Here is a 5,469-nt window from a genome sequence, read left to right as displayed (position 1 = left end):
GCGGGCGCGCATGAGGATATCAACCTCATCACGCTGCTGCTGGGGGCTGAGGAAGCCGGGCTGGAATTGCTTGCGAAATCAGGCGAATGGATCAGCGTTTCCCCACCCGAGGGCGCGCTGGCGGTAAACATCGGCGACATGCTGCAACGACTGACAAATCACGTCCTGCCATCGACCACGCACCGCGTTCGCAACCCGGAAGGCGAGCGGGCAAAGCACAGCCGCTATTCGATGCCATTCTTCCTACATCTGCGCAGCGATTTTCCGTTCAGGACACTGCCGCAGTGCATCACGCCCGAAAATCCTGATCGCTATCCGGTGTCGATCACGGCGGACGATTACCTGCAGGAACGCCTGCGCGAAATCGGGCTGAAGAAGTAGCGTTTAACACCGCACTCAAGGCGTCTTGCGACGTCTTGAGTGCGCGTAGGTGCAGTTAGGTGCATCTAGGTGCACTTCAGAAACACCACGCAAACACTTGGTCAGAAACGCAAAAAGCCGCCCGAAGGCGGCTTCTTACGGAGAAATGGTGGAGCCTAGCGGGATCGAACCGCTGACCTCCTGCATGCCATGCAGGCGCTCTCCCAGCTGAGCTAAGGCCCCATCTTTCCAACAGGTCCACCGTGGGAGGCGGGCTGTTCCGGCGGGTGTCTCTCGCCGGGAGCCGCGCCTCTAAGGGAGAGTGTTGCGGCTGACAAGACCAAAATTTCCAATCCGGAAATTTTGTTGGAGCCGGTCCGAAAACCGGCCCCGAAAACACATCAAACTTCGTCGTCGTCACCGTCATGGCCGGCAACGCCCAGATCGTCGTCACCGCCAAGGTCGACATCGTTGTCGGGCGAATCGCCGTCTTCGTCGATATCCAGATCTTCATCGGCCAGATCGACGTCAGGCGCAGCGTCGGCCTTCTCCTTCTGGATTTCCTCATAGGGAATCGGCTGCTTCGACTTGAGCACCGGTTCGGCGGTCCAGGTGTACTTGCACTCGACGCAGGTGATCGGGTCGGCATTGCCCAGATCGTAGAAGCGGGTGCCACACTTCGGACAACCGTGCTTGGCGCCCCATTCCGGCTTGACCATGAAACTTCCTCAAGACTGGCCCGGCACAACAGGAAAATGGCCGGGCGGAGAAACTGCACGCTTGATGGGTCCGCGCATCCGCGGAATCAAGAGAGCGCGCGCCTTGCCATAGCGGCGCGCTGCTGTCAAAAGCCGCGCGCTTTATTGCCCCTCCCCGACCTGAAAGAGCCAACGTGTCCTCACACGACCTTGCGCAGATGCACCCCCGCCGCTTTACCGCCAATGGCCCGCTGAAAGGCCGCATCCGCGTGCCGGGCGACAAATCGATCAGCCACCGCTCGATCATGCTCGGCGCGCTGGCGGTGGGCGAAACGCGCGTAACGGGCCTGCTGGAAGGTGAGGACGTGCTGTCCACCGCCGCAGCCATGCGCGCGATGGGTGCCACCATCGAGCGTGATGCGGACGGCATGTGGCATGTTCACGGCGTGGGCGTGGGCGGACTGCTCCAGCCGCAAGCCGCGCTCGACATGGGCAATTCGGGCACATCCACCCGCCTGCTGATGGGCCTTGTCGCCACGCATCCGATCACCGCGACATTCGTGGGCGATGGTTCGCTGTCCAAACGCCCGATGGGCCGCGTGATCGATCCGCTGTCCACGATGGGCGCAGAGTTCACTTCCAGCCCCGGAGGGCGGCTGCCCCTTACCCTGCGCGGCATTTCGCCCGGCGTTCCAATCGAATACCGCCTGCCGGTCGCCTCCGCACAAGTGAAAAGCGCGATCCTGCTGGCAGGCCTGAACACGCCGGGCATTACCACGGTAATCGAACCGATCCCCACCCGCGACCATTCCGAGCGGATGCTGCGCGGGTTCGGCGCGGAACTGACGGTGGATATCGCCGATGACGGCGCGCGGGTGATCCGGGTGCGCGGCGAGGCGGAACTGAAGCCGCAGGACATCGTGGTGCCGGGCGATCCATCGTCTGCCGCGTTCTTCGTAGTGGCCGCGCTGCTGGTCGAAGGGTCAGACCTTGTGGTGGAAAACGTGGGCCTGAACCCCACCCGCGCCGCGCTGTTCGATGTGCTGCGGCTGATGGGCGGCAGCATCGAGGAACTGGACCGGCGCGACGTGGGCGGCGAACCGGTGGCCGACCTGCGCGTGCGCCATTCGCTGCTGACCGGTATCGCTGTCGATCCCGCCGTGGTGCCGAGCATGGTGGACGAATTCCCGGTGCTGTTCGTGGCGGCAGCGCTGGCCAAGGGGCGCACGGTGACGACCGGGCTTGAAGAACTGCGTGTGAAGGAAAGCGACCGGATCAGCGCAATGCGCGCGGCGCTGGAACTCGCCGGAGCGACCGTGACCGAAACCGAGGACGGGCTGATCATCGATGGCACCGGTGGCGATCCCCTGCCCGGCACCGCCGAAGGTGCCAGCGTGGTGACGCATCTGGACCACCGCATCGCCATGAGCATGGCGATTGCCGGAATCGCCAGCAAGCGCGGCGTCAAGGTGGACGATACGCGGCCCATCGCCACCAGCTTCCCGGTGTTCGAAAGCCTGCTGGAAAGCGCAAGCCGTTGATTGATCCCACGATTGCCAACATCGTCGGCTTCTGCGGCACGGCCTGCATCATCTTTGCCTATGCCTATACCACCCGGTACGACCGCCCCAACCCGTTCGTGCAGCATGGCGTCAACCTGCTGGGCGCCGCGCTGCTGACGGTTTCACTGCTGGTCAACATGAACCCGGCCTCGTTCGTGCTGGAGTTCTTCTGGGCCTCCATCGCGATCTGGGGACTGGTGAAGGCGTTCAGGAATCGGAGAAAGAATACGTGATCATCGCCGTGGACGGCCCGACCGCTTCGGGCAAAGGCACCATCGCCAAGGCGCTCGCCGCGCATTTCGGCCTGCCGCATCTGGACACCGGCCTGCTCTATCGCGCGGTGGGGCGGCAGGTGATGCTGAGCGGCGGCAACCCGGACAATGCGGACGCCGCGCTGACCGCCTGCGCCTTTCCCGAAAGCCTGCTGGACGATCCCGAACTGCGCAGCGAGACAAGCGGCGGTTATGCCAGCCGCGTTTCAGTGCACCCTGCCGTGCGCGCAGCGCTGCTGGCGCGGCAACAGACCTTTGCAGACCAACCCGGCGGCGCAGTGCTAGATGGCCGCGACATCGCCACGGTGATTGCGCCCCACGCCGACGCCAAGCTGTTCGTCACCGCCAGCGTCAGCGCACGCGCGATGCGGCGCTGGGTGGAAATGAAGGGTCTGGGCAAGGACGTGGCGCGCGAGGCGATTGAGGCGGACTTGGCCGAGCGTGACGAACGCGACCGGAACCGCGCGGAGGCTCCGCTGCGGCAGGCAGAAGGCGCGGCGTTGCTGGATACGTCTAACCTGACGAAAGAGATGGCGGTGGCGACGGCGATTGCGCTGGTAGAGAAGCAGGTGGCTACGCCTACTAAGAATGATTTTAGGCTGTGATCTTGCACGACATCCAGAACGACCACTTTATCAGATGCTCAAGAGCAACTGTCTGCAATTCTCGACACCCGCCACAAAATTGGGTTGAAATGGCGAGAGCTTTTGTTCACGCTGTCCAAGAATATTAAACAAAAAGAACAGCACATCGAATTAGAAGGGGTTCAAAATGAATCAGCAGGGAGAAAATATCCTTCTTGACCTTCACCAGAAGGCCAAAAAATATTGGGAGGACCTTTCTGAAAATCATAAACGTGCAAATATACTAATTGTTGGCAAAACAGGTGTTGGGAAAAGCACTCTCATTAATGCTGTTTTTCGAGACGAATTAGCAAAAACCGGCAGCGGCAAACCTGTAACTTCTGGAATTGAGGAAATTACCAAACCAAATTGGCCTATTAGTATTTTAGACACCAAGGGTCTGGAGATGAAAGATTATAAGGAGATAAAAAAGCAAATCGTTGATGAAGTAGAATCGCGTCGAGGCAAAAACCCTGACACTTACATACACCTTGCTTGGATTTGTATATCTGCAACCGGTGACCGCATTGAAGACGGAGATATTGAACTAGCACAAGAGCTAAAAAAATTGGGCCTTGAAGTGATTGTCGTTATTACGAAATGCTCAAAGTTCAAGGATAATCCTTTTGAAATTGAAGTTAGAAAGATTTTTTCGAATATAGCCAATGAAGTTGTATTAACTCGGGGAATCGAAGAGCCAAAATATGATGATGACGAGAATATTGTCGGCCATCGCCCGAGACAAGGAATCGATGAGTTGGTAAGTCAGTCTTATCGCCTCATCCCTGACTCTCAAAAGCGAGCCTTTGCAAACGCTTTGGCCGCACAAAATAAGGCGGCGATGGATGCGAAAAGGCTAGAGGCAGAGAATGTAGTCAATCTTGCAGCAGGAACTGCAAGCGCGATTGCACTGACTCCTATCCCTTTTTCGGATGCGTTCGCTCTAGTTCCGATTCAAGGTGCAATGATAGCGAAAATCAGTGAGATTTACGGAATTGATGTCAAAAAGGATATGGCAATTCCAATGGTGACATCAATACTTGGAATTACTGGCGCTACCCTCCTTGGTCGCACCTTCGTTGCGAGCATCATGAAATTTGTACCCGGTGTAGGCACTGCTTTGGGGACCACGATTGCAAGTTCAACCGCTTTGACGCTCACAAAGGGTCTCGGGAGCAGGTACATAGGCGCACTAGAAGAAATTGCTAGAACCGGTGAAATTTCTTGGGCGGCTGCACTTGAATACATTAGAAGCAAGGTCTGAAACTACAGAGTAATGTTTGCCGGAAGCAAAGGCATGAGCAGCGTTGCCTGCTCATGCCTTTGCGCTGCTCTTGGGAGCCTTACCCTTCCGGGGCATCAAGGTTATGCGCCCCATTTTCCTTGCTTTTCCCGCCCTATGCGCCTAAGCGCCGCGCGTCCGCAAAGGCTCTGGCCTGAGCGGGTGCCTCCGCCAGCGTTCGGCTTCGGGGGCGGTTCGGCCCTTTTTGGCCCACGGTTCGCATGGTGCGGGACGTGGAGGAAAGACCGGCGGAAACAACCGCCTGGCCGGGATACTTGAGAAACAGGAAGCTTTGATAATGGCTACCAACCCGTCGCGCGACGATTTCGCCGCGCTGCTTGACGAATCGCTTGGCGGAGCCGCCAACGGGGGCTTTGAAGGCCGCGTCGTCAAGGGCACCATCACCGCCATCGAAAACGACAAGGCCGTCATCGACGTGGGCCTGAAGAGCGAGGGCCGCGTTGCCCTGCGCGAATTCGCCGCTCCCGGCCAGCCGCACGGCCTTTCGGTCGGTGATGAAGTGGAAGTTTACGTCGACCGCGTTGAAAACGCCGACGGCGAAGCGATGCTCTCGCGCGACCGCGCTCGCCGCGAAGCCGCATGGGACAAGCTTGAAAACGAATTCGGCGAAGGCAAGCGCGTTGAAGGCGTGATCTTCGGCCGCGTGAAGGG

At 59.0% G+C, this 5,469-nt stretch carries 7 protein-coding genes and 1 tRNA gene; 6 read left to right on the top strand and 2 right to left on the bottom strand.

Annotation, left to right across the window (positions count from 1 at the left end):
- On the top strand, positions 1-381 hold a 381-nt coding region (locus ACOVQ0_RS15400), incomplete at its 5' end, for a 2OG-Fe(II) oxygenase family protein (protein WP_421886310.1).
- A gap of 146 nt (positions 382-527) precedes the next feature.
- Here ACOVQ0_RS15400 and ACOVQ0_RS15395 read toward each other — a convergent pair.
- Together ACOVQ0_RS15395 and ACOVQ0_RS15390 are read right to left on the bottom strand one after the other, a co-directional pair.
- Positions 528-603 (bottom strand) — tRNA-Ala (locus ACOVQ0_RS15395).
- Positions 604-761: 158 nt separating this feature from the next.
- Positions 762-1,079 carry an FYDLN acid domain-containing protein gene (locus tag ACOVQ0_RS15390; protein ID WP_421886307.1) on the bottom strand — a complete coding sequence of 106 codons (318 nt, stop codon included), beginning with the start codon at positions 1,077-1,079 and terminating at the stop codon, positions 762-764.
- Positions 1,080-1,276: 197 nt separating this feature from the next.
- On the opposite strand from ACOVQ0_RS15390, the gene aroA reads away from it, so the two are divergent.
- The 5 genes from aroA to ACOVQ0_RS15365 form a co-directional block, all read left to right on the top strand.
- Positions 1,277-2,599 (top strand): 3-phosphoshikimate 1-carboxyvinyltransferase, encoded by a 1,323-nt coding sequence (gene aroA, locus ACOVQ0_RS15385; RefSeq protein ID WP_421886312.1) that lies wholly within the window; start codon positions 1,277-1,279, stop codon positions 2,597-2,599.
- Entirely contained in the window at positions 2,596-2,853 is a 258-nt protein-coding gene (locus tag ACOVQ0_RS15380; RefSeq protein ID WP_421886304.1) for a CBU_0592 family membrane protein, read from the top strand. The genes aroA and ACOVQ0_RS15380 overlap by 4 nt, the downstream gene beginning before the upstream one ends.
- On the top strand, positions 2,850-3,497 hold the full coding sequence (locus tag ACOVQ0_RS15375; protein ID WP_421886302.1) for a (d)CMP kinase: 648 nt from the start codon (positions 2,850-2,852) through the stop codon (positions 3,495-3,497). Before ACOVQ0_RS15380 ends, ACOVQ0_RS15375 begins: the two co-directional genes overlap by 4 nt.
- 166 nt (positions 3,498-3,663) lie before the next feature.
- Complete coding sequence (locus tag ACOVQ0_RS15370) at positions 3,664-4,779, top strand: YcjF family protein (protein WP_421886300.1); 1,116 nt, start codon at positions 3,664-3,666, stop codon at positions 4,777-4,779.
- Between the two features lie 316 nt (positions 4,780-5,095).
- On the top strand, positions 5,096-5,469 hold a 374-nt coding region (locus tag ACOVQ0_RS15365; RefSeq protein WP_421886297.1), incomplete at its 3' end, for a S1 RNA-binding domain-containing protein.

It is taken from the genome of Novosphingobium sp., assembly GCF_049240505.1.
GTDB lineage: Bacteria > Pseudomonadota > Alphaproteobacteria > Sphingomonadales > Sphingomonadaceae > Novosphingobium.
Note: the sequence above shows the minus strand (reverse complement) of the source record. Positions and strands in the feature narration are given on the sequence as shown.

Coding starts and splice junctions, on each gene's coding strand:
- ACOVQ0_RS15390 (WP_421886307.1), bottom strand. CDS start 1,079: ATGGTCAAGCCGGAATGGGGCGCCAAGCACGGTTGTCCGAAGTGTGGC.
- aroA (WP_421886312.1), top strand. CDS start 1,277: ATGCACCCCCGCCGCTTTACCGCCAATGGCCCGCTGAAAGGCCGCATC.
- ACOVQ0_RS15370 (WP_421886300.1), top strand. CDS start 3,664: ATGAATCAGCAGGGAGAAAATATCCTTCTTGACCTTCACCAGAAGGCC.